The organism is Chelatococcus sp. HY11 (assembly GCF_018398335.1).
Lineage (GTDB): Bacteria > Pseudomonadota > Alphaproteobacteria > Rhizobiales > Beijerinckiaceae > Chelatococcus.
The window spans coordinates 3,967,436-3,990,719 of sequence record NZ_JAHBRX010000001.1 but is presented as its reverse complement, the minus strand read 5'-3'; the positions used below and the strand labels follow the sequence as shown (position 1 = coordinate 3,990,719).

The 23,284-nt window shown below is 61.3% G+C and carries 24 protein-coding genes and 1 tRNA gene; 8 read left to right on the top strand and 17 right to left on the bottom strand.

Going from position 1 to position 23,284, the window contains the following annotated elements; all coding sequences use genetic code 11:
• Window positions 1-13 precede the first annotated feature (13 nt).
• The 5 genes from KIO74_RS18160 to KIO74_RS32685 all read right to left on the bottom strand — a co-directional run bounded on the left by KIO74_RS18160 (window position 14) and on the right by KIO74_RS32685 (window position 5,197).
• Window positions 14-1,105 carry an ABC transporter ATP-binding protein gene (locus KIO74_RS18160; protein WP_213333168.1) on the bottom strand — a complete coding sequence of 364 codons (1,092 nt, stop codon included), beginning with the start codon at window positions 1,103-1,105 and terminating at the stop codon, window positions 14-16.
• Between the two features lie 2 nt (window positions 1,106-1,107).
• Entirely contained in the window at window positions 1,108-1,944 is an 837-nt protein-coding gene (locus KIO74_RS18155; RefSeq protein ID WP_213333167.1) for a carbohydrate ABC transporter permease, read from the bottom strand.
• On the bottom strand, window positions 1,941-2,810 hold the full coding sequence (locus KIO74_RS18150) for a carbohydrate ABC transporter permease (protein ID WP_213333166.1): 870 nt from the start codon (window positions 2,808-2,810) through the stop codon (window positions 1,941-1,943). Before KIO74_RS18150 ends, KIO74_RS18155 begins: the two co-directional genes overlap by 4 nt.
• A gap of 36 nt (window positions 2,811-2,846) precedes the next feature.
• The gene (locus tag KIO74_RS18145) at window positions 2,847-4,136 is read right to left on the bottom strand and encodes an extracellular solute-binding protein (RefSeq protein ID WP_213333165.1); all 1,290 of its coding nucleotides are present in this window, start codon (window positions 4,134-4,136) and stop codon (window positions 2,847-2,849) included.
• A 317-nt stretch (window positions 4,137-4,453) separates the two neighbouring features.
• A complete protein-coding gene (locus tag KIO74_RS32685) occupies window positions 4,454-5,197 on the bottom strand; it encodes a FadR/GntR family transcriptional regulator (protein WP_363317706.1) in 744 nt (247 codons plus the stop codon).
• 245 nt (window positions 5,198-5,442) lie between these two features.
• Between KIO74_RS32685 and KIO74_RS18135 the strand changes: the two genes are divergently transcribed.
• Window positions 5,443-6,177, top strand: coding sequence for a FadR/GntR family transcriptional regulator (locus KIO74_RS18135; RefSeq protein ID WP_213333163.1), 735 nt, complete (start codon window positions 5,443-5,445; stop codon window positions 6,175-6,177).
• 170 nt (window positions 6,178-6,347) lie between these two features.
• On the opposite strand, the gene KIO74_RS18130 is transcribed toward KIO74_RS18135, so the two are convergent.
• From KIO74_RS18130 to KIO74_RS18110, 5 genes are all read right to left on the bottom strand, one after another.
• Window positions 6,348-6,653 carry a hypothetical protein gene (locus KIO74_RS18130; protein ID WP_213333162.1) on the bottom strand — a complete coding sequence of 102 codons (306 nt, stop codon included), beginning with the start codon at window positions 6,651-6,653 and terminating at the stop codon, window positions 6,348-6,350.
• A 424-nt stretch (window positions 6,654-7,077) separates the two neighbouring features.
• Window positions 7,078-7,854: a FadR/GntR family transcriptional regulator gene (locus tag KIO74_RS18125; RefSeq protein WP_213333161.1), complete on the bottom strand. Its 777-nt coding sequence runs from the start codon at window positions 7,852-7,854 to the stop codon at window positions 7,078-7,080.
• 364 nt (window positions 7,855-8,218) lie between these two features.
• A complete protein-coding gene (bktB, locus tag KIO74_RS18120) occupies window positions 8,219-9,409 on the bottom strand; it encodes a beta-ketothiolase BktB (RefSeq protein ID WP_213333160.1) in 1,191 nt (396 codons plus the stop codon).
• Window positions 9,410-9,760: 351 nt separating this feature from the next.
• Entirely contained in the window at window positions 9,761-10,390 is a 630-nt protein-coding gene (locus KIO74_RS18115; protein ID WP_213333159.1) for a 3-oxoacid CoA-transferase subunit B, read from the bottom strand.
• Window positions 10,391-10,402: 12 nt separating this feature from the next.
• Window positions 10,403-11,098 carry a CoA transferase subunit A gene (locus KIO74_RS18110; protein ID WP_213333158.1) on the bottom strand — a complete coding sequence of 232 codons (696 nt, stop codon included), beginning with the start codon at window positions 11,096-11,098 and terminating at the stop codon, window positions 10,403-10,405.
• Between the two features lie 137 nt (window positions 11,099-11,235).
• Here KIO74_RS18110 and KIO74_RS18105 point away from each other — a divergent pair, with 137 nt between their 5' ends.
• From KIO74_RS18105 to KIO74_RS18095, 3 genes are read left to right on the top strand one after another with little or no spacing between them, the layout of a single operon-like run.
• On the top strand, window positions 11,236-11,997 hold the full coding sequence (locus KIO74_RS18105) for an SDR family NAD(P)-dependent oxidoreductase (RefSeq protein ID WP_213333157.1): 762 nt from the start codon (window positions 11,236-11,238) through the stop codon (window positions 11,995-11,997).
• Between the two features lie 7 nt (window positions 11,998-12,004).
• Window positions 12,005-13,219 (top strand): acyl-CoA dehydrogenase family protein, encoded by a 1,215-nt coding sequence (locus KIO74_RS18100; RefSeq protein ID WP_213333156.1) that lies wholly within the window; start codon window positions 12,005-12,007, stop codon window positions 13,217-13,219.
• Window positions 13,216-14,238: a phosphotransferase family protein gene (locus KIO74_RS18095; RefSeq protein WP_291979922.1), complete on the top strand. Its 1,023-nt coding sequence runs from the start codon at window positions 13,216-13,218 to the stop codon at window positions 14,236-14,238. The genes KIO74_RS18100 and KIO74_RS18095 overlap by 4 nt, the downstream gene beginning before the upstream one ends.
• A gap of 404 nt (window positions 14,239-14,642) precedes the next feature.
• On the opposite strand, the gene KIO74_RS18090 is transcribed toward KIO74_RS18095, so the two are convergent.
• Together KIO74_RS18090 and KIO74_RS18085 are read right to left on the bottom strand one after the other, a co-directional pair.
• The gene (locus KIO74_RS18090; protein ID WP_213333155.1) at window positions 14,643-15,062 is read right to left on the bottom strand and encodes a DUF4279 domain-containing protein; all 420 of its coding nucleotides are present in this window, start codon (window positions 15,060-15,062) and stop codon (window positions 14,643-14,645) included.
• A gap of 155 nt (window positions 15,063-15,217) precedes the next feature.
• Window positions 15,218-15,307: transfer RNA gene (locus KIO74_RS18085), tRNA-Ser, on the bottom strand.
• 443 nt (window positions 15,308-15,750) lie between these two features.
• Between KIO74_RS18085 and KIO74_RS18080 the strand changes: the two genes are divergently transcribed.
• Complete coding sequence (locus KIO74_RS18080; protein WP_213333154.1) at window positions 15,751-16,176, top strand: OsmC family protein; 426 nt, start codon at window positions 15,751-15,753, stop codon at window positions 16,174-16,176.
• A gap of 107 nt (window positions 16,177-16,283) precedes the next feature.
• On the opposite strand, the gene KIO74_RS31890 is transcribed toward KIO74_RS18080, so the two are convergent.
• The 4 genes from KIO74_RS31890 to KIO74_RS31885 form a co-directional block, all read right to left on the bottom strand.
• Window positions 16,284-16,829, bottom strand: a complete 546-nt coding sequence (locus KIO74_RS31890) for an AAA family ATPase (protein ID WP_249731054.1) — start codon at window positions 16,827-16,829, stop codon at window positions 16,284-16,286.
• Window positions 16,822-17,229 (bottom strand): Cu(I)-responsive transcriptional regulator, encoded by a 408-nt coding sequence (gene cueR, locus KIO74_RS18075; protein WP_249731053.1) that lies wholly within the window; start codon window positions 17,227-17,229, stop codon window positions 16,822-16,824. Before cueR ends, KIO74_RS31890 begins: the two co-directional genes overlap by 8 nt.
• 205 nt (window positions 17,230-17,434) lie before the next feature.
• Window positions 17,435-17,893 carry a MerR family transcriptional regulator gene (locus KIO74_RS18070; RefSeq protein WP_213333153.1) on the bottom strand — a complete coding sequence of 153 codons (459 nt, stop codon included), beginning with the start codon at window positions 17,891-17,893 and terminating at the stop codon, window positions 17,435-17,437.
• Window positions 17,894-17,973: 80 nt separating this feature from the next.
• Window positions 17,974-18,222, bottom strand: coding sequence for a hypothetical protein (locus KIO74_RS31885; RefSeq protein ID WP_249731052.1), 249 nt, complete (start codon window positions 18,220-18,222; stop codon window positions 17,974-17,976).
• Window positions 18,223-18,315: 93 nt separating this feature from the next.
• On the opposite strand from KIO74_RS31885, the gene KIO74_RS18065 reads away from it, so the two are divergent.
• Both KIO74_RS18065 and KIO74_RS18060 read left to right on the top strand, forming a co-directional pair.
• Window positions 18,316-20,439, top strand: a complete 2,124-nt coding sequence (locus KIO74_RS18065) for a heavy metal translocating P-type ATPase (RefSeq protein ID WP_249731051.1) — start codon at window positions 18,316-18,318, stop codon at window positions 20,437-20,439.
• A gap of 80 nt (window positions 20,440-20,519) precedes the next feature.
• Window positions 20,520-20,891 (top strand): DUF805 domain-containing protein, encoded by a 372-nt coding sequence (locus tag KIO74_RS18060; protein ID WP_213333152.1) that lies wholly within the window; start codon window positions 20,520-20,522, stop codon window positions 20,889-20,891.
• A gap of 71 nt (window positions 20,892-20,962) precedes the next feature.
• Here KIO74_RS18060 and KIO74_RS18055 read toward each other — a convergent pair whose 3' ends face one another.
• Window positions 20,963-22,267, bottom strand: coding sequence for an extracellular solute-binding protein (locus tag KIO74_RS18055; RefSeq protein ID WP_249731050.1), 1,305 nt, complete (start codon window positions 22,265-22,267; stop codon window positions 20,963-20,965).
• A gap of 120 nt (window positions 22,268-22,387) precedes the next feature.
• On the opposite strand from KIO74_RS18055, the gene KIO74_RS18050 reads away from it, so the two are divergent.
• Window positions 22,388-23,266, top strand: a complete 879-nt coding sequence (locus tag KIO74_RS18050) for an MBL fold metallo-hydrolase (protein WP_213333151.1) — start codon at window positions 22,388-22,390, stop codon at window positions 23,264-23,266.
• Window positions 23,267-23,284: the final 18 nt, after the last annotated feature.

The following is a 23,284-nucleotide window of genomic DNA, read 5'->3' as shown; positions in this document are numbered from 1 at the left end:
TCCGGCGTGAGCGTCAGGCGCAGACGCGGAGATTGTTGGTGCTGTGGATATCGAAGAGGTGGAACTCCGCGGTGCGGGGATCGAGATGCACGGTTTCGCCGAAGCGCAGACGCGGATCGGCGCGGCAATCGAATGTCAGGTCTCCTGCCTTGACCTGAAGGATCAGGTCCGGTCCGATCAACTCCGACATGATCACGCGCGCCGGGATCAAGCCTGGTCCGGGCTCTGTCCGAGGTTCGAGGCTTTCGGCCCGCACGCCGACGGTCACCTCGCTATCCAACCCGGCACGCAGTTCGTCCGCAGCTTCGATCGCGAAGACGAGGCCCCCCGCCTCCAGCATGAGTTGTCCGTCGCCGCGCACCAGGCGCCCGTTGAACTGATTGATTTCCCGCTCGCCCACAAAACCTGCCACGAAGAGATTGGCGGGGCGGTTATAGATGTCGAACGGGCTTGCAAACTGTTGCAGTTTACCGCGGGCGAAAACGGCGATGCGGCTCGACATCGACATGGCTTCAGCCTGGTCATGCGTCACATAAATGATCGTCGAACCGATGCGGGCGTGCAAGGCCTTGATATCCTGCCGCATTCGAATACGTAGACGCGCGTCCAGATTGGATAAAGGCTCATCCAGCAGGAAAACCTTGGGATCACGGACCATCGCGCGCCCGAGCGCGACACGTTGCTGCTGCCCACCCGACAATTCCTTCGGATATCTTGCCAGCATATCCCGCACCCCAAGCATTTCGGCAATGCGCTGGACCTTCTGTTCGACTTCCGCGGCAGCGAGCTTCCTCCCTCTGGACTTGAGAGGAAAGGCAATATTCTCGAAGATCGTCATATGCGGGTAGAGCGCATAGTTCTGAAAGACCATGGCGATGTCGCGCTTGTCTGGTGTCAGATCATTGACGACTCTGCCATCTATCGAGATTTTACCTTCGTCGATCGGAAGCAACCCTGCGAGCAGATTAAGCGTCGTGGTCTTTCCCGAACCGGACGGGCCAAGAAGCGAGACAAACTCTCCTTCCTTGATCTCCAGGTTCAAATCGTCCAGCGCGAGGACTTTGCCGAAACGCTTCGAGACCGAATTACAAGTGACATGCGACATGATTATCCTTTCACGCTTCCGCCGGTCATCCCCGACAGGAAGTAGCGCTGGAAAAGCACGAAGATGACGATAAGAGGGATAATCGAAACCATGGCGCCGGCGGTCAGTGGTCCCCATTCTCGGCCGTAGTAGCCGAGAAAGTTGTAGATCGCGATCGGCAAGGTTCGGACACTGTCATTTGTCGTCATCACCAGCGCCACGACGAAATCATTCCAAGTGAAGGTCAAAACGAAAAGCCCTGCGGCCACCAGCCCGGTCCGGGAAAGGGGAAGAACAACGCGACGGATCGTCTGAAGACGTGAATAGCCATCAATCATGGCCGCGCGTTCCAATTCGACTGGAATGGTCTGGAAGAATGCGGACAACAGCCAGACCGCCATCGGCAGTTCATAGGCGGTGTAAAGCAGCACCAGGCCGAGACGTGTGTTCAGCAACTGCACATTGGCCATGAAGCTGAATGTCGGCACGAGCAGCGAGGAGATCGGAACGCTCATCACCGCCACGATGACGACCATCACGAAGCCCTTGCCTTTGAACCGGAACCGCGCCAAGGCATACGCAGCCAGCGAGCCGATGAGGAGGCAGGCCACGATCGTAAACACGGAGACGAGCGCACTATTCATGACGTAGTGCAGGATATTTTGGTCCCATAACGTCCGGTAATGGTCAAAACTGATCGTCTCCGGGATCAGTTTCGGCGGATAGGCCATGATGTCGCGCGTCGGCTTCAACGATGTCGACAGCCCCCATAGAATTGGGAACAGGCAGATGATAGCGATTACCACGGTTACGACGACGTCAACGCCGCGGCGGATCAGGATACGGCCCTGATAATTCATGCCTGGCTTTCCTCTTTTGCCCTGAACAGGCGGATGACGACCATGATCAGCGCGATGTTCACGACGAAGACAATCAAGGCGAAAGCATTGCCGATGCCGAGCCGGAAATCCTGAAAGCCCGTCCGGTAAAGTTGGAGGCCGATGATGTTGGTCGCGTCATTCGGGCCGCCACCCGTCAGGATCAGTGGAAAGGTCAAGATGTTGGCGAAATGGAGAATGAGCCGGACGCATGTAATCAGGATCGGCAGCCGCATCATCGGCAGTGTTATCCTGACGAACCGCCGGACCGGGCCGGCCCCATCGACGCGGGCTGCATCGTAGAGTTGAAGGGGTACGCTCTTCAGGCCGGCCATGAGCAGGATCATCGCATGGGCCGAATCTCTCCACATCGCGTTGAACACCAGAGCTCCCATCGCATTCGAGGGATCTGCGAGAATACTGGTGTCCGCCATGCCAAGTGGCTGAAGTGCGAGTGGCATCAATCCACCCTCGCGCGAGAATATCCATTTCAAGAGCATCGAGCCGATCAGCATGGAGATCGTGAACGGCACAAGCACGACCGCGCGGCCGAAGACTTGCAGGCGTCCGTCCCGTTCCAAAAAAAGCGCGAGCGAGAATCCGGACAGAAACGTGAAAAACAGCGCGAAGAACGTAAAAACCGCGGTCAGCAGCAGGCTGTTTAAAACGGCCGGCGAGTTGATGACGTCCCAGTAATTCTGCATCCCTACGAAATTTTTAACGACCAGGAAGTCAACGCGATGAAGACTCATCCAGCCTCCGATGCCGAGCGGCACCGCGACAAAGATGAACTCGATCGCCAGAAAGGGCAGCACAAGGCCCCAGGCAACTTTGTCTTGCCTAAACATCACGTCCGTCCGCTGAAGTGAGGGGTGTGGGAGCGGCTATTGCCGCTCCATGTAGGATTTCTCAGCTTCCTTGAGCGCAGCCGAGACATTGGCGGACCCCAGGGCTACTCGCTGAACCGCGGCATTGAGATCGGCGTCTATGCGGGCGTTATTGCATTCGGTCGGCACGACCATGCTCCAGTTCGACCACGCCTGCTGCATGACCCGCATGTATTCGTACTTTGGAGTTTGGAAGTGGGGATCAGTAAAAACGGAGGTGCGAATAGGTACCTGCCCTCCGGTCATGGACCAGATGCGTGCTGCCTCCGGACCGATCATATAGTCTATAAGCGCAACCGCAGACTTCTTCCTGGGGGATTTGCTCGATGCGGCCAGAAACCAGCCAGTCACGCTCTGCGGCCCACTGCCCTTCCCGTCCCACGTCGGCCAGGGAAGAACGCCCAGGTTCGCGGCGCCATCCCAGGCTGCCGCTTTCGCCGTGGCGTCGAAACGCGCGAATGGTCCGACCGCCATCGCAGACCTGCCTGCGATGAATTGCTCCATCGTATCATCGCTATTGGAGGCGAAAGCCTCCTGCGACATGACCTTGTCTTTCTGAATCCAATCGACGTGCACCTGGAGTGCCCGCCGACCTGCCTCGGTATCGTAACTGGCCTTGCAATTCTGCCAGACCTGTTCCTGACCTTCTTGGATCATTGGCAGCATTGCCGTCACGCCACCGGTCCGTTCTACCGACAACGGAATGGATAAGCCCCAGATATCCGGCGTTCCGTTCCCATCCGTATCTTTTGTAAGTTTCCGGGCCGCATTCGTTAAATCATCCCAGGATTTTAAATCAGCAGGATCGATGCCAGCGGCCTTAAACAGGTCTTTACGGTAGAATAAAGTCGCGGTGCCCGGAAATAAAGGAACTGCATAACGCGCGTTGCCAGACTTTGCCGCATCCCATGCCGCGCGCATGTAAAAATCGTCTTCAGCGCCCTTCGGCCAGGCGGAGACAAGCTCCGATTGCAAGTCGGCAGCAGCGCCTGATTTCACCAGCGCCCCAAGATTCTCGATGTTGATAAACACCACATCGGGCGCGCTGCCTATTTGGGAGGCCATCAAGAACTTTGGCCCGAGCTCTGAGAATACTTGGGATTCGACCTTTACCGTCGTTCCCGGATTCTTTTTCTCGAAATTGCCGATGATTTCCTTGAGGGCCTGGTCACGCCCTGTCGACTTGTTTGGATCAAGAAAGGTCCAAACCGTCACCGTCTCCGCCAGGGCACCACCGGAACTTAGCGCCAGGGCAAGCGTCAGGAACCCGAACTGAAGTCCTTTCATGTGTTTCCCTCCCTTTTTGATCGTTATCTGCCGGAGGCATTTTAGCTCCAGACATCCAGTGGCTGGACCATTAAACATCAACGGATAATCTGTCAATCAAAATTACAGATTTGCATGGATGTCGGGGTGTCGCGTTCAGCGAAACAAGAACGATGAGATGATGAAAACAGCGGCGGCGGCGCAAGACATATGCACGCCTTGGGCAAGCCGGGCGTCAAAGGAACTCCTCTTTCCCAATCCCGCAAACCCGCACGAACGCCGCAACGCCCATCCTGTGAAGGATCCTGACAGCTCGCCTCCCAATCGCGCGTCAACGTTTATTCATCGAGCTGGCCAAAATACCGTTGCCGAATGCGGTCCATAAGCCGCGCCATGGCCGCTGAGGCTCCTGCGCCGTCCTTTGCTCTCAAGGACTCGACTATTGCGCGACGGTCGCTGAGGGCTTCGTGGTGGTGCTGGGGCCGGACGGCGCGGTCCCTGATTTTGCGCCACATGGCGCTTCCGCGCATTTCCCACAACTGGTCAATAAGCCCAACAAGGATCGAGTTTCTCGACGCCGCCGCTATATTCGCATGGAAAGCGCGCCGATTAGCTTCGGCGGCAGGGCCATCGATATCCATTTCCATTGCCACTATCAGGTCCTCAAGCTGCCGCAACTCTCCGATGGAGATATTCGCCGCGGCATCCTCGGCCGCCGCGCATTCTGCCAGCACCCTGACCCTGAACTGCTCATGCGGGCCCGGGCCGGGATCGCCCTCTTGCTCCCATCGAAGCCCGAACGGCCGGCCTGCGCCTTTCCGAACATACGTTCCGTCGCCGACGCGCACTTCGATCAGGTCCATCGTCTCCAACGCGATCATGGCTTCTCGAAGCGTGGTCCTGCTGACCTGAAACTGGCCCGCAAGCTCACGTTCTGAGGGCAAGCGCGTCCCCGGCGGCAACGGAATGTCCTGAATCTGCTGAGCGATCTGCCTCGCCACGGCGACGTAAAGACGGGGCTGTTCCACCGGCTGAAAGACCGCGAGGCCCCCAACATTTGGCGTGGCAATCTTTTTTGACATTCCATACTCCGGACGGGTGTGGTCGGGCCCTTGACCTGGGCGGCCGAAAGCTGTCTTTTATTTTAACAAGAATACGCCTTATAATCTTTAATCTGTCAATTAATAGGACCTTCCGACCTTTGGGACAATCAAACTTGGCGCCCGAGTGATGCAAACGTTGGGGAAACAAGGTGCCGGCACTTGCATCCACCGCTATGTCAACAGACATCGGGACAACACGAAACTGAGGTCGCTGGGGCGCCGATATGACTATTGTTTCGCCACGAGACGACAAGGAACCGCTTGGGTCCCGCCCATCATCCTTTGCGGATCAGGTCTACGACCAGATTTTTCGTGCCATTATCAGTGGTCATTTTCCAATTCATACCCGCCTGCCATCGGAAGCTGCCTTGTGCGAGAAGTTCGCTGTTTCGCGGCCTGTGGTGCGCGAGGCTATGGCGCGGCTGCAGCGGGACGGCGTGGTCGAGAGCAGGAAAGGCAGTGGCAGTTACGTCCTGCGCATTCCTGAAGAGGAGGTTGGCGCGACAGGTGATGTCAACTGGATCGCGCGCTACCAACGGTTCCAGGAATTTCGGCTCACCATCGAAGGGGCCGCGGCCACGTTTGCAGCCGAGCGGCGAAGCCACGCCGAGATGGCCAGGATCGAGGCAGCCCACCAGAACTTCATTGCCGAAGTACGTCGCCGTGAAATTCGGTGGGAATCCGACAGGCTTTTCCATCTCGAAATCGCAGCCGCATCTGGCAATGAATTCTACGCGCGGAGCCTTGAAGGCCCGCCCATGAGCCTATCGAGCCTGCTATCGGTTTCAGTCTCGGTGACGAGTGCCCGCTCAATCAGCAGAGGCGAACTCGTCATATCAGAACATGACCAGATCGTCAGTGCGATCCGCATGCAGGATGCACAGGCTGCGCGCGTTGCCATGCAACACCACCTCATCCAATCGCGCCGCAGAATGCTGGATCGCAGCGTTGCACCATAAGATCGAAACGGAGGTGCGGGGCGGCAGCTTCCGTGAAGCGGGGTTCCGCCGCATCCGCATGCAAGCCCGCCTTCCGGCAGATTTCGGAAACCGGCGCCCCCTCCACAGCTGGCGTGGTATGAAGGCGATCTGCGGGCAGATCGAGACTGAGCGCTCCGCCTTTCTCAAGGCTACTGTGGAGGCGGGGATGGGGTGAGGAAGCGCTGCTCCGACTTCAACGATCTGGCGATGGCCGCGACAGCTTCATGTAAGAAGCGTCCTCTCTCATCGTCATCAAATCGGCCATCGCCATTTGGGCTGGCCTCGTAGACAGTATCGCCATTCTCGTCAGGCACGCAGGCTTCGAAATACCCGTGCCGCAACCTCAGATACCCCACCTGTATCCCATCTCGAAACACGTCGTACTGTTCGGGGCACGCCCAGCATGTCAGTTTGAGGTGGCACCCCTCCACCATCAGATCGCCGTCCTTATCCATTTCACTCTCCAATGAAACAACTTAAGGGCGAATCGGTGCTTTTGCCGCTGGTTACCCGCTTTTCTTAAGCTGAGGTTCTTGGCGATAGGTCCCAACATAGCCAGCAGCTCTCGGGCATCTCCGTGTCAAGCCCTCTTCAACGGTCACGATCAATCGTCAAGCTGCCTCATCTGCAGATCACGATCGATCCAACGCGCCGAACATGCTCCAATCTCAGGTAGGCGGCCCATGCGTTTTGAGATTTCAGAGCTAGCTTTGCCACGTGCAGGATCATCTTCTCACATCGGCTGCAGCGTATCGGCCCTCGCTGACGCGCATTACCTTGGATGACGCACTTTGCCGACTGAACGGTATTCTCGCCGCGGAGAACACATCCGTGGCCGCGCGCTTCATAGATTTGGGCTTGCAACGGAAAACGGCAGGATCAGCTGAAGCTGGCGAAGGCCCTTGCTTCAAGCTGAATTGGCGCGTTGAAATCGAAACCGGCGATCTCGTAGCCCCGCTTGAAGTCGAGGATATGCCGCCTCATCCATGTCTCGGCCATCGCAGCGTCCCGGGCGATAAGCCCTTCCAAGATCTTCTCGTGGGCTGCGAGCAGGCGATGCCGCGCGGCAGCGACGGTCTGGTAGAGCTGAACGGTCGCCGAGAAAAGCAGGACGCCGATGGGTGCGGCGACCAGGGCCACCACCGCATTGCCAGAGGCCGCCGCGATCAGACGATGAAACTCGATATCGCTTTCGATGACGACGTCGTCGTTGTCGAGGTTGGACCGTAGCCTATCGACGTTCCTGACCAGCGCCGCTTCGATGTCTTCGGTCATGCGGGTCGCGGCAAGTTTGGCGCAGAACGGCTCGAGTTCCATTTGCGCTTCCCAGAGCTCGTTGAAGCTCACCTGCTTCAAACCGAGGGCGCGGATATTGGACATGGCGATGGAACTGGCATCCGGGGTTGCAACCATAAGGCGCTTGCCACCAGCCCGACGGACGAGGCCGGAATTCTCCAGCGATCGGATGCCCTCGCGGACCGTCGAACGATGGACTCCGAGCTGGTCGGCAAGATCGCCCTCCGTCGGCAGAAGGTCCCCTTCCTTCAAGCGCCCGGCAACGATTTCCGCCTCGATCAGCTTCGCGACCCGCTTGTATCCGGGTGCGGTATCAAGCTGCGGCAGAACTGCGGTTTTCCGCGAAGAGACGGCGGCCATCGGTTGTGCCCAGTTCCAAAAACCTATTGTAGGTCAATTCTACAACGGATGATTCGTGTCAAGGTTGGCATTCGTTTTGTCGATTGAAACATCTTCACGCCGTATCGTCCTAATCCACCTTCCCTTTCACCGTCGGATCCTTGATCACGGCCTCCATCCGACCCTACGCGACACGTTCAGCCACGTCGCCTGCGGCAAACTTGTGGTGAAATCACCGGGCGGCTTGCCGAGCCTGAGCCCCGCGGCTCCCGCTCGATCAGTCAGGGTTGGCCCGCCGCGGCGTGCTTCCTGAGCAACCTGGACGGTACATAAAATGCCCAAGCACCCCATCGTGCCGCGACCGGCAATCCCGATCTTTTTCTAATCAGAGCCTCACGTTCTCGACGATGACCGCGATGCCCTGCCCGCCACCGATGCACATCGTGGCGAGACCGTAGCGGCCACCGATCCGCTCCAGCTCGGCCAGAAGCTTGACCATGATGATCGCGCCGGATGCGCCGACCGGATGGCCGAGCGCGATCGCGCCGCCGTTGGGATTGGTCTTGTCATCCGGGAAGCCGAGCCTGCGAGACACGGCACAGGCCTGCGCCGCGAAGGCCTCGTTGGATTCGATCACATCGAGGTCGCCCACCGTCAGGCCGGCCCGGCCGAGTGCCTGCTCAACCGCCGGCTGAGGACCGAGGCCCATCAATTCCGGCGGAACACCGCCGAGCCCGGTGGCGACGATCCTCGCCCGGGGTTTCAGGCCCCGCGCCCCTACAACTGATTCCGACGCCAGAACCAGCGCGGCCGCGCCGTCATTGATACCGCTCGCATTGCCGGCCGTGACAGAGCCGTCTTTCCTGAACGCCGCCCTCAGCTTGGCCAGGTCCGCAGCGGATACGTCGGGCCGCACGTGTTCGTCCGTGTCGAACAGCACGGTCGCCCGCCCTTGCTTCACCTCGATCGGCAGGATCTGTTCCCGAAAATATCCCTCGCGGATGGCATGGGCGGCGCGCTGATGCGATTGCAGCGCCAGCGCGTCCTGCGCCTCCCGGTCGATGCCGTCGGCGGCGGCGATGTTTTCCGCCGTGATGCCCATATGCCCATTGCCGAAGGGATCCGTGAGCGCGCCGACCATCATGTCGATGGCCGTCATATCCCCCATCTTCTGGCCCGCCCGCGCCTGGGTCATCAGATGCCCGGCGCGGCTCATGCTTTCCGCGCCGCCCGCGAGCACCGCACCGGCATAGCCGAGCCGGATGGCATCCGAGGCCGTGGCGATCGCCTGCAGACCGGAACCGCACAGCCGGTTCAGCGTGAGGGCCGGAGCCCCAACCGGCACGCCTGCCCCGATCGCCGCCACGCGGGAGAGATACATGTCGCGCGGTTCGGTATGAATCACGTTGCCGAAGACCGTCTGGTCGATATCGCCGCTCTCCAGCCCGGACCGCTCGATCGCTGCCTTAGAGACCGCCGTTGCAAGATCGCAGGGCGCAACACCCGCCAACGCGCCACCGAAATCCCCGATCGCGGTGCGGATACCGGAAATGATGAATGTGGATTCCGACGCCATTTTTGTTGAACTCCGATTAACACCTAAATATTTCTTATATATATACGCTCCGGCATCGCCGTATAACCTGCAAAATTATTATTGTACAACAGCTGCACCCGGCGAGGTGCTAACGACGGCATCGAGCTGATGTTCGGCGAGCAACGCGGCTAGGCGATCGACGTTCATTGCGTGAACTCCACGATGAAACGGATGTTGCACCCCGCTTTCGTGTCGACGATCCCCTCATTGATCCCGTCGAGATTGATCTGATTGGAGGTCCCCGCCGACCTGCGCCAGGATCCCGCAGACCCCGGCCCTCCGAGGATAGGAAGAGGCGGCCAGCCCAGCCTCTTCGGATGGAATCAGCTCTCAGTTGACGAGCCTCGCCTCGGTAGCCGCACGCAGTTCGGCCTCGCTAACGCCATCCGCCAGTTCGACGATCCTAAGGCCGCCATCAACGACATCGAGGACGCCAAGATTGGTGATGATGCGGCTGACGACGCCTTGGCCTGTCAATGGCAACGAGCACGACCTCAGCACCTTCGACTGGCCTGCCTTGCTGGTGTGGTCCATGACGACGACAACGCGCTCGACGCCGGCAACCAGGTCCATAGCGCCGCCCATGCCCTTGACCAGCTTGCCTGGAACCATCCAGTTGGCGAGGTCACCGGTCTCGGATACTTCCATGGCGCCGAGGATCGCCATGGCAATCTTGCCGCCGCGGATCATCGAGAAACTCTCGGCGCTGTCGAAGAAGGCGGCGTGCGGCAGAGCCGTCACAGTCTGTTTGCCGGCATTGATGAGATCGGCGTCGACTTCGTGTTCCTTCGGGAAAGGGCCGGCGCCGAGCATGCCGTTCTCCGAATGGAAGGTCACCATCATGCCGTCGGGAATGAAATTGGACACCCGCGTGGGTATTCCAATCCCCAGGTTTACGTACATTCCGTCTGCAAGCTCGGCAGCTGCCCGCCGCGCCATCCGGTCGCGATCCCAAGCCATCTCGTTCCTCCCTCAGGCGCTGCGTGTGGTGCGCTGCTCGATGCGCTTTTCGTGATGGCCGGTAATGATGCGGTGCACGTAGATGCCCGGCAGATCGATCCGTTCGGGGTCGAGGTCACCGGCCTCGACGATCTCCTCGACTTCAACGACGCAGACGCGCCCGCATTTGGCTGCCGGGGAATTGAAGTTGTTCGCTGTCTTGCGGAAGACGAGATTGCCTGTCGTGTCCGCCTTCCACGCCTTTACAATCGAAAGGTCGGCGACGATGCCCCTCTCCAGAATATAGGTGTGGCCGTCAAAGGTTTTATGTTCCTTGCCCTCGGCTATCAACGTGCCAACGCCAGTCTTCGTATAAAATCCGGGAATGCCAGCACCGCCGGCGCGCATGCGTTCCGCGAGTGTTCCTTGCGGGTTGAACTCAACCTCTAGTTCTCCGGCGAGATATTGCCGCATAAACTCGGCGTTCTCGCCAACGTAGGACGAGATCATCTTTTTGATCTGCCGGGTCTGGAGAAGCAGGCCCAGGCCGAAGTCGTCGACCCCGCAATTGTTGGAAGCGAAGACCAGATTGCGGACGCCGGACTCCCGGATTGCGGCGATCAGCAACTCTGGAATGCCGCAAAGGCCGAAACCGCCTGCGGCGATGAGCATGTCGTCTGTCAAGACGTCCTGAAGCGCCTCGGACGCGGAGGGGAATACCTTGTTCATCGTGCCTCCCACTTGAAGCCGCGAACGCGAAACTTCGATCACCGCTTGACTTTTTATTAGGATAAAAGGATTGTCGGATAATAAGGCAATTGTCAAGCGAGGCCTGCCCGGCATTCCAGGAGTGGTCTCCTTGCGAAATGTCGGAGGAAGTCGGGGCGGTGACTGAAACAAAAACGATCCTGGTTACGGGCGCATCGAGTGGGCTTGGGGAGAGCTTTGCGCGCAGCTTGGCGCGGGATGGCCATCACATCATTCTCGCCGCGCGCAGGCGCGATCGCATCGAGACGATTGCATCAGACATCGCAGCCTTGGGAGGCTCCGCTGAAGTTGTCGAAATCGACGTGACCGATGCCGGCTCTGTCGCGAACGGTGTCGCCGCGGTTTCCCGAAAAGTCGATGTGGTCGTCAATAATGCCGGCATCACAGCCAGCAAGCCCGCAATCGCGATGGAGCCCGCCGAATTCGGCGCCATCATCGACACCAACCTGAAAGGCGTCTTCTATGTCGCCCAAGCCGCCGCCAAGCGGATGAAAGACGAAGGCGGCGGCGCGATCATCAATATCGCGTCCATCCTCGGCCTCAGGGTCTCTGGAAACGTGGCCGCCTATGCGGCCTCGAAAGCCGGCGTGGTTCATCTCACCAAGGCACTGGCACTGGAGTGGGCGCGCTATGGCATTCGCGTCAACGCGCTTTGCCCAGGCTATATCGAAACGCCGCTCAACGCCGAGTTCTTCGCAAGCGAGCCCGGCCTTGCCTTGATACGGCGCGTTCCGCAGCGGCGTCTCGGCACAGTCCAGGACCTCGATGCGCCGCTGAAGATGCTTTGCTCTGACGCCGCCGCCCATATGACCGGCTCGATCCTGACCGTAGACGGCGGGCACCTCGTGTCAGGCTTGTGAGGACACCATGGACTTTACAATTTCGGCCGAGCTGGAGGCCTTGCGCGCGCAGATCGCCCACTTCGTCGAGACAGACGTCTTGCCGTTGGAAAGCGATCCCGCCTCCTACGATGAGCATGAGAACATTCGCCTCGACCTCTTGGCGCGGACGCGCGACAAGGCCCGCGCGCAAGGCCTGTGGTGCCTGCAGTTGAAACCGGAAACGGGCGGACGCGGCGTTGGCCGTGTCGGCATGGCGGTCTGCTACGAGGAGATGAACCGCTCGATCTTCGGCCCGGCCGTCTTCAACTCGGCAGCTCCCGACGACGGCAACATGATGGTTATGGAAGCGCTCGGCACCGCCGAGCAGAAGGAATGGTGGTTGAAGCCGGTCGTCGAGGGGCGGGTCCGTTCGACCTTCGCGATGACAGAACCCGCCCCGGGCGGCGGTTCCGATCCCGGCATGATGCTGACGACCGCGACCCGAGACGGAGACGACTACGTCGTGCGCGGCCGCAAGTGGTTCATTACCGGCGCTGGCGAAGCAGAGCATTTCATGCTGCTCGCGCGCACCTCGGACGACGAGCGACGTGGACATACCTGCTTCCTGTTCCACAAGAATGATCCAGGCTGGAGGATCACCCGTCGCATCCCGATCATGGGTCCGGAAGAGCATGGCGGGCATTGCGAGCTCGAATTCGACGGCCTGCGGATACCCGCGCGCAACGTCGTGCTTGAGGAAGGCCGCGGACTGAAGGTGGTGCAGACGAGACTCGGCGTTGCGCGCCTCACCCACTGCATGCGTTGGCTCGGCCTTTCCAAACGCTGCATCGAGATTGCCACCGAATATGCCGACCGTCGCGATGGCTTCGGCATCAGGCTTTCCAAGCGCGAAAGCGTGCAGATGTTGATCGGCGCGCTCTGCGCTGACATCGAGATTGGCCGTCTTCTGGTGATGAAGGCGGCATGGGAACTCGATCGGGGCGGGTTTGCCCAGAAGGAGGTGTCGATGGCGAAGGTCCATGTCGCCAATCTTCTGCACCGGGCTGCCGACACCGCCATCCAGATCAATGGCGCCAGGGGCTATTCCAAGGACACTGTAGCCGAATGGATCTACCGCTATGCCCGGCAGGCTCGCCTCGTTGATGGGGCCGACGAAGTGCATCGTATGGTGCTTAGCCGGCATTTGAGCAATGAAGGCCGTAACTTCTGGCATTGGGAAAGTGCGGAGGCGAAAGCGTGAGCGAAGCTTCGCTGAAGGCCGATTTCGACGTCGCAAAGCTCGAGACCTTTCTCGCGGACCAGTTCGGCGGCGGGAGTCTCGCGTTAACCCGCATAGGCGGTGGCCAATCCAATCCGACCTACATCATCGAATGGGGCGGCAGGAAATCGGTGCTGCGTAAGCAGCCCAACGGTGAAATCCTGCGCGGCGCCCATGCGATCGATCGAGAGTACCGTGTGCTGAGGGCCTTGAGCGGGACAAACGTGCCCGTGCCACGGGCGCTTCTTTTCGAAGACAATCCGGATATCATCGGCACACCCTTCTATCTCATGGACTTCGTGGAAGGCCGCGTCTTCTCCGACTGCACACTACCGGACATCGCGCCGTCAGATCGTCGCGCCATGTATCTGTCGATGGCGGAAACGCTGGCGAAACTGCATCTGGTGCGCCCGGACGAGATCGGCCTTGGCGACTTCGGTCCACCGGGCAATTACTTTGCGCGGCAAATGAAGCGCTGGGGCGGCCAGCTGGAGAAATCAACCAGTCAGCGTGATCCTCTGCTGTTCGCATTGGCGGACAGGCTCGCCACCAGCTTGCCGGACGATGGCGGACAGGTCTCGATCGCCCATGGCGATTTCCGGCTGGGCAATATGCTGTTTCACCCGGTAGAGCCACGCGTCGTCGCCGTTCTCGACTGGGAGCTTTCGACGCTCGGCGATCCACTCGCCGACCTGGGCTTCTGCTGCATGCCATGGCATACGTCGCCCGATGAGTATGGCGGCATTCTCGGACAGGATGTGCCAGGCATTCCAACGCAGGCCGAGTTCGTTGAGGCCTATCGGCGGATCAACACCACTGCGGCTCGGCTGGAGCCCTTCCACGTCGCCTTCGCGTTGTTCCGCTTCGCGGTCATCTTCGTCGGCATCGCCGACCGTGCGGCGGCCGGCAACGCTTCCGATCCGGAGGCCAAGCGCTTCGGCCCGCTCGCGCACAGGTTTGCGGTGCGCGGACTGAATGCTCTGCGCGGCGAGAAAGAGTGACGTCGCTCAATATCGGATTTGGAGGAGGAGACATGTCGGCTGGAATGAAGATCATGGCGATTCTGGTCGCCAAAGCCGGCAAAGCGGATGCTTTACGAGCGACGTAGCCTGAACGGCGAATCTAGACCTTTGTCTACTTGGCGGCATGCTGAGTGAGCGACGATGAATGCGCAAGCTTCTCACTCGGCAATGGCTAATGTCCCACCTGTCCGGGATGTCCAGATCCAGCAGATCCTGCCGGGTCGCGCTGCGCGCGCGGACCGGCTCTGGTCAGGTGGTGAGCTTGCCAGAAGGATCATTGGGGCCCGAATGAAACCACAGTGCCACGCCTACGACGGCGTCATACGATACGTCTCGGTATTTCCAACTCCGATAGCGCTACCCGTTCAACTCGATCTTGTTTGTCAGTGCTCGCCATCCTGGGGGCCATATATGTCCATCTCCAGCTGAAGGCCGCGCATCCCGAGCGCCAGCATCGTTGCCGGCGTGAGCGCCAAGCCTTCGTTCCCTTCGTGCAGGAACAGCCCGCAGAAAATCTCGGCTCTGAACCTGGCCGCGAGGTCCTGCCATACCGATAGCTCATCCGTTAGGCGTTCCAGGATCTCGGCAATCTGGCCATCGAGGCCACCGGGACGACGGCGCTCGACCTTGAAATGCCACCATCCGCGAGGGGCGACTACGACCGTCCCGTTCGGTCGCGAGACGCGACCACCCTTTCGGGCGCTGCTAGTCGGTTCCGCGCCCAGCCGATGGGTGAGCTCGCCGGGATCGAGGTCATCACCAATGAAGCGCAGGCAAGCGGCGGTCTCGGACAGTTCGGCCATCGGGGTATGAAGGGACGAGCAAGGCGCCGCGTCAATCCAAATTGAATGGGCCGCAGTCGTCCGAGCAAATCCGATCGCGGATCTAGGCCTAGAACTAGGGCGCTAGTCACGTCCACTATAAAAATTTAGACAATTCAACATCTTAGAAGAACGCTTGGCGGAGAGAGAGGGATTCGAACCCTCGATACGGTTGCCCGTATACACGCGTTCCAGGCGTGCGCCTTCAACCACTCGGCCACCTCTCCCCGGCGCGGACTTGAGGTGAGAGACTGGGGCTTGGCACCCCGTCTGTCACCCACGCGATGCTGTGGAACAGCACCTCTTCGCCCACGCGCTGCGCTTCTATAGCGGGCAGATGGCAGAATGCAAGCCCGGCTTCGATGCCAACCGGTTTAAAGGTGAGCGGGGCGCAAAGATATGCGCCATCTTTTTATCGGTGAGGCATCGCGACCGCTTCGGAAGCTTTGCGCCAAAGCACCGCGACGCACTGGAAGACGCGCCCGCTCCTGCTTATCTCCTCGCTGTATCAGCGTCCGCACGCCGGTATAGAGTGACATCAGCCTTTCGCGCTGGAGCGCCTCTCCCGAGGGTAACCGCTCCAGTTGGTCAACCAAGGGGTGAGGGTCGCCGCAATGGTGGAGCCAGCTGCACGGCTCGCGGCCCCTCACCGACTGTCAGGAGATCATTCATGAAGACGAGTGGATCAGCCGTATGGCAAGGTGGCATCAAGGATGGCAAGGGAGCGATCTCGACGAAAAGCGGGGCGCTGAGTGCCTATCCCTATGGCTTCAGCAGCCGCTTCGAGGGCAAGCCCGGCACCAATCCCGAAGAACTCATCGGCGCGGCCCATGCCGGCTGTTTCACCATGGCGCTCTCGCTCATCCTCGGCGAGGCCAAGCTGACGGCCGAGAACATGGACACAACCGCCGAGGTCACCCTCGATAAGGTTGAGGACGGCTTCGCCATCACGGCGGTGCATCTGACCTTGCGCGCCAAGATCCCCGGAGCGACGCCCGAGATATTCAAGGAACTCGCGAACAAGGCCAAGGCCGGCTGCCCCGTTTCCAAGCTCCTGAAAGCTGAAATCACATTGGACGCGGCGCTCGTCGACTAAGCATCACCACCACCATCCGGCCGGCGGCTCAAGTCGCCGGCCGTTCCATCGATCGATACCGCAGCCCAAATTGTCAGGAGCCCCGCATGCAGGGGCACCGCCTGGCATCAGTCCGAGCCGACGGCCGCCAGGATGAAGGCCACCCGCTCCGCGACGGTGAGGCGCGGCACCTCGGTGAGCCGATAGCCGTAGCGGGAATAGGTCACGCGCATGGCCTCCGAGGTGCGCGCGGCCTCCCCGAGCGACTGCTTGCGTTCCGTGTCTCCCGCATAGATTTCGGGCCACGGCGGGCAAATGAAGACGGTGCAGTTGTAGCGACATAGTCTGATCGCACGCTCGACATGAGCGGGCACGGCGAGCCCCGAGAGCGTAAGATATCCCGCGATATCGGGAATGCCGCGATCGAAAAAGACAGGTCCCTCCGCGTCAACGGGCTGCTTGCGATAGGTCGCGAGATCGGCCGCCAGCATCATCTCCGCGAAGAGGGCCTTGTCCCGCCAGGGCAGCGCCTGTCCGTCGATGGCCATCTGGTCCTGAATGATGCCGCGCCCCGCCTCTGGGGCGGTGGCGTAGCCTTGTGCCGCCAGAGCCTCGATGAGTGTTGTCTTGCCCGCCCCAGGACCGCCGGTGATAACGATAAAACGCTCAGGCATCGGACTTCCGCTTCAGGCCGGCCATATCGTCGAGAATGGGGCAGTCCGGGCGCGTGTCACCGTGGCAATGGCCGGCCAGATGCTGCAGCGTGCGACGCATGGCCTCGAGTTCCGTGATCTTGGCCTCGAGCTCCCGCATATGGCGAAGCGCCATCGCCTTGACGTCCGCGCTCGCCCGCGTCTTGTCCCGCCATAGGGCCAGGAGCCCTGCCGTTTCCTCGATGGAAAAACCGAGCCCCCTGGCGCGACGCACAAAGCGCAGGGTGTGGACGTCATCCTCTCCGTAGACGCGATAACCGCTCTCGGTGCGCTGCGCGGGGCGTATCAACCCCACGCGCTCATAATAGCGCAGCATCTTGGCGGAAATGCCCGAAGCGATCGCCGCCTCACCGATATTCATGTGTCCATCTCCACTGTTGCGAGGGAGGGATCGGTTCCGGCCACCCGAATGCCGGATCATGCGACGCGCCCCCGTCCGGACACACGTCGGCCCATGGGGGACGGTCGAGAGATTAGGCCAGGAGATCAAGCCAAGACATTTGACCGCGATCCCACCCCATGGGATGCAGCTCACATAAACCTTCCCCCTATGGGAAGGTCAAGGTCTATCGCCCATCGTCATAGCGGGCACCGCCGTGGCTGCAGGCGCCGTGTTCCGCCAGCACCTCGATGACCCGGCAATCGGCTATGCGCCCTCCATGGCAGCCTTCAGCCACCCGTTCGAGTTCCTCGGCGAGATCCATCAGGCGGGCGATCTTGGCCCGCACGGCGGTCAGCTGCGCGCGGGCGATCTCATCGGCCTGCTCGCAGGGCGCGGAAGGGTCGGCGGCCAACTTCAGGAGCTCGCGGACCGCCTCGACGGAAAAACCAAGGTCACGCGCGTGAAGGATGAACCGCAGGCGGTCGATATGGCTGGCGAGATAGCGGCGCTGCTTGCCCTCCGTGCGCTCAGGCTCAGGCAACAGCCCAATCTGCTCGTAGAAACGGATGGTCTCCACCTTGCAGCCCGTGGCCTCGGACACCTTGCCGATGGAATAGGCGCGTTCAAGGGTCGTCCCGGCCATCGCAAAAGCTCCCATCACCCGAATTTTTGGGCTTGAACCTGTAGTTACTAGAGGAATTATGGTGGGCGCCGGATCGAAATTCAATGACCGGTGCCGCCATGAATGCGCAGACGAAACACCATCCCCAGGAAGGGCATAGCCAAGACGGGCATAGCCACGGTGCGGGCTGCGGCTGCAGGCATGGACAATCCGGTCACGCGCCTCGCGACCACCATGAGCATGATTCGTGCGGCCATGATGCACATGGCCACGATCCCCATACCCATGGCGCTCATACCCATGGCGCCAGCTGCCAGCATGACCATGATCAGGGCCACCAGCACACGCATGCCGCCCACGACCACCAAGCTTCCGCGGATGAGGACACGGGTCTTGCCGTAGCCACAGCGCCGGCGGGCGCGGTCGTGTGGAAGGTCTATGGCATGGACTGCGCGAGCTGCGCCAACACCATCAAGACCGCGCTTCAGCGCCTGCCGGGCGCGGGAGACATCCGCATCTCCGTCACCAACGAGACACTGGCGCTCAAGCTGGATCGCGCGGTGACGCAAGAGACCGATATCGAGCGCCAGATCAGCCAGCTGGGCTATCGGCCCGAGCGGGTTGACAGGAGCGATCCAACCGCTCGCCCGACAAAGGAGGAGCCCCCACGCGCCTGGTGGAGCCAACCCAAGGGGCGCATCGCGCTCACCGCAGGGCTGCTTGTGGTGCTGGCCTATGGCGCGAGCCTCGTTATTCCGCAGGCCGCCTATCTCATCTTTATTGCTGCGACGCTCATTGCCGCGGCCCCCATATCCCGCCGCGCGATCATCGCGGCGCGCGCAGGAGCGCCATTCACCATCGAGATGCTGATGACAATCGCCGTCATAGGCGCGCTGATCATCGGCGCGGCCGAAGAGGCCGCGATCGTCGTGTTCCTGTTCAGCGTCGGCGAGGTGCTTGAGGGGGTGGCGGCGAGCCGCGCCCGCGCCGGCATCCGCGCCCTCGCCAATCTCATCCCGCAGACGGCCATGCTTGAGGCCGGCGGCGCCCTTCGCGAGGTGCCGGCCGCGAGCCTCGCCGTCGGCCAGATCGTCGTGGTCCGGCCGGGTGACCGCGTGCCCGCCGACGGCAAGGTGGAGGAAGGATTCTCGAGCGTCGATGAAGCGCCGATCACCGGCGAATCCGTGCCCAAGGCCAAGGAGCCCGGGGCCGATGTCTTCGCCGGCTCCATCAACCAGGATGCGGCGCTCAGGGTGCGGGTGGAGAAAGCCGCCAGCGACAACATGATCGCGCGCATCGTCACCCTCGTCGAGGAAGCCCAGGAAGCGCAGGCGCCCACCGAACGCTTCATTGATCGCTTCTCCAGGGTCTACATGCCCTTCATCGTCGTGCTGTCGGCGCTCGTCGCCGTCGTGCCGCCGCTCGCTTTTGGCGGCGCATGGGATGAATGGGTTTACAAGGGGCTGACACTCCTGCTCATCGGCTGCCCCTGTGCGCTTGTCATCTCGGTCCCGGCGGCGATCGCCTCAAGCCTGTCGGCCGGTGCGCGCCACGGCTTGCTGATCAAGGGTGGCGTCATCGTTGAAAAGCTCGCCGGCATCAAGACCGTCGCACTGGACAAGACGGGCACCCTGACGGAAGGGCGGCCGGAGGTGACCGACGTGGTGGCGCTGACAGGCGGCGACGATGCGCTTCTCGCCATGGCGGCCGCCGTGGAGGCACATTCCAACCACCCGCTCGCCAAGGCGATCGTCAGCCGTGCTGCCGCCATCCCGGCAAACGCCGGCAAACGCGAGGCCACCGCCGTGCGCGCGGTGCCCGGCAAGGGCATGGAAGGCCGCGTGGGGCCGAGCGATGTCTTCATCGGCGCGCCGCGCTTCGCCGCTGAACGCGCGGAGCTTTCCGGCGTTGAAGAGACGATCGCGCGGCTGGAAAGCGAGGGCAAGACCGTCGTGGTGGTGACGACGGATGGCGCCGCGCAAGGGCTGATCGCGCTGCGCGACCAGCCGCGCGCGGGGGCCGCCGCCGGTATCGCCGCGCTCAAGGATCTCGGCGTCGGAGCGGTCATGCTGACCGGTGACAACGCCCGGACGGGCGCGGCCATCGGCCAGATGCTCGGCCTTGATGTCAGGGCCGAGATGTTGCCCGCTGACAAGGCGGAGGTGATCAAGACGATGGCGGCGGAAAAACCGGTCGCCATGGTTGGCGACGGCATCAACGATGCGCCCGCGCTCGCCTCCGCGCAGGTGGGCATCGCCATGGGGTCGGGCACCGACGTCGCCCTGGAAGCCGCTGACGCGGCGCTGCTCAAGAACGACGTATCGGGCGTCTCGCAACTCATCGGCCTCGCCCGCGCCACAATGGCCAACATCCGTCAGAACATCGCGATCGCGCTGGGCCTGAAAGCGCTGTTTCTCGTCACCACGATCGTCGGGGCGACCGGACTTTGGATGGCCGTCATCGCCGACACCGGCGGCACGGTGCTCGTGACCCTCAACGCGCTCAGGCTGCTCGGCTATTTCAGAACGAGGAACAGGGAAACGCTCGCGCTGAGGCAAGCCGCTTAACACTAACAGCGAGATCTCATTGCCACCGCCGCGCGTTTGGATAGAGAGAACCTATTGATACAGACGCATGGGCAGGGGCCATGACATTCAGCCAAGCGGTCGCATCCGGTTTCCAGAACTACGTCAATTTCAACGGCCGCGCGTCGCGCTCGGCCTATTGGTATTGGATCCTGTTCACCATTGTCGTCTATCTCGTCGCCGGCGGCATCGATCGCCTCCTGTTCGAGACCGGTGAGATGGCCGTCACGCCGCTCAACGGCCTCGCCTATCTCGCGCTGTTTCTGCCGACGCTTGCCTTGGCCGTCCGCCGCTTCCACGACATGGACCGGACGGGATGGTGGGTGCTGCTTGGCTTCACAGGCATCGGCGGCATCATCCTGATTATCTGGTTCTGCCAGCCGGGCACGCGCGGGCCCAATCGATTCGGCCCGGATCCGCTCGGCGGCGTCTGAGCCGCACCTCACATCTTGTCGCCGGTAAGGAAGGCACGCCAGCCCGATAGCTGGCGTGCGTTTTCTCGTGATCAGGACTTGTAATAGTCGTCGATCAGCTTCTGCTCGGCGGCAGCCGCGATCTTGACGGACTCCAACGGATCCTGATTCTGGATCAGCACCCGGTCGATCATATTCGCGAAGTTCTGGAGGTTTGCATCCTCGTTCACGAAATCGGTCGTATGCGCATATTCCAGGCCCTTGAGCATCGGCCCGGTCAGAGGATCGGCCAGGTTCTTGGGGCTGAGGGCCACGCTCGGCTTGGCCGGCAACTCGCCCGTCTTGTCGAGCCACAGCTGCATCGCGTCATCGGTGGTGATGAAGGCGAGGAACTTGGTCGCAGCGTCCTTTTTCGCGCCGGTGACACCCGCGGTAAGACCATTGACCCAGTAGGATGCGTAGTTGGACTTGATGCCGTTGTGGGTCGGCACTTCCGCCACACCCCAGTCGAAACCGCGCGCCGTCTTGAAGCTGCCGAGGCGGAAGGAGCCATCCACAGTCAGGCCAGCCTTGCCCGACTTGAAGGCCGCCTGCGTTTCGCCCACGAAGCCGGCCGTCGCCACCTTGTGCTTGCGCTGCAGGTCAGTGTACCAGGCAAGCGCCGCCGCGCCGTGCTCGTTCCCATATGTGACGGTGCGGAAATCGTCGCTGTAGGGCTTACCGCCGAACTGCCGGATGAGAATGTCGCGCCACCAGTGGTTATCCTGCGAAGGCAGGCCGATGGTGGCGCCGGCGGTGATCAGGTTGCCGGACGAGTCGTGCTTGGCGACCGCGAGAGCCGTCTTCACGTAGTCATCGAGCGTCTTCGGCGGCTCCGCGATACTCGCGCCCTCGAGGAGCTTCTTGTTGTAGAACATCCCAAGGCTGCGCACTGCGGTCGGGATGGCCCAATAGGCGTCATCGCGCTTCATGAGCTGCACGAAGGGGAAGAAGTTCTTGTCGATATCGGCCGCCTTGAACACGTCCGTCGGCAAGGGCTGGATCAGCTTCGCCCTGGAATATTCGCGCATCCAGCCGAAATAGAGCTGGAGCACGGCCGGGCCCTCGCCCGCCGGCACGGCGGCGGCGACCTTCGTGCGATACTGCGCATAGGGGAAATGCGAGTGCTTGACCTTGATGCCGGGATTGGCCGCCTCGAACTGCGCGATGAGGGCATCGATCGCCTCGACGCGTTCCTTGAAGAAATACTGCCAATACTCGATTTCAACCGTCTGGGCGCGCAAGACGGCGGGTGCAGCCACCGCAAAGCCCGTCGCCATCGCACCCGTAGCGAACACGCGGCGGTTGATCGACAACCCACTACCCTTACCGCATTTTCCCGCTCTATCATCGGTCATTGTAGTCTCTCCCTTGTTATCGCTTTCAAACGATGGCACTTAATTCATGGAGAATGGATGGCCTGCAGATGAACAAAAATTTCATTTCTGCATAGCCACAATCAAAGTTCGGAGATTACCATGCGACAGCTCGATCTTGGCGGCGCTACTCTTTTCGCCTTGACCGATGCAGCGCCCTCCCCGGCGGAATGGTCTTATTCTTTTCCAAAGGCTGATGTGAGCCGGAGGCCGGATCTCATGAGCCGCTGGTTTCCCGATCACCGTTTTCACACCCGCTTCAATGCATTCGCCCTCCGGATCGGGGATGAGGTCGTCCTGATCGATTGCGGCATCGGGGCCGGGCCGGTTGCCTATTTTCCCGGCCTGTCCGGGAGACTGCTGGACGAACTCGCCACGGCGGGCATCCAGCCGGATGACGTCGATTTCGTTCTCTTCACCCATTTTCACCTCGACCATGTCGGCTGGGCAAGCGACACGGAAGGCGTCCCGACCTTTCGCAAAGCGCGCTACCTCGCTCCCGTCGCCGAAATGGCCCACTGGCAGAAAGCCGGCGATGACGCGGCGCTGCCGCATCATGTGGCGGCCTATCGCACGCATATCGCGCCGCTCATCGCGGCCGGAACCCTCACAGGGCACTCCACCGACACGCCGGTCATGCGCCTTGGCGCGACCGAGCTCAGCCTCCTGCCGGCGCCGGGCCATACCGAGGGCCATAGCGTGGTGACCCTTTCGGGTACCGCGCGGCCGCTGCTGACGGCCGGCGATCTTTGGCACAGCCCGGCCCAGATCGGCGAGCCGCATTGGTGCCACCGGGCCGATCGCGACCCGGCCCAGGCCATTCTCACGCGCATGGGCTTCGCCGCCTTCGCGGCAACCGAGGGCGCTGTCGTTGCAGCGGGCCATTTCCCGGAGGACCGCTGCTTCGGCGCGATCACCGGCAACGCGGACGACGGCTTCGCCTTTGAGCCGCTGCCAGCCACACAATCCAGCGCGTCCTGAGCGTAGGAAGGAAAGCCC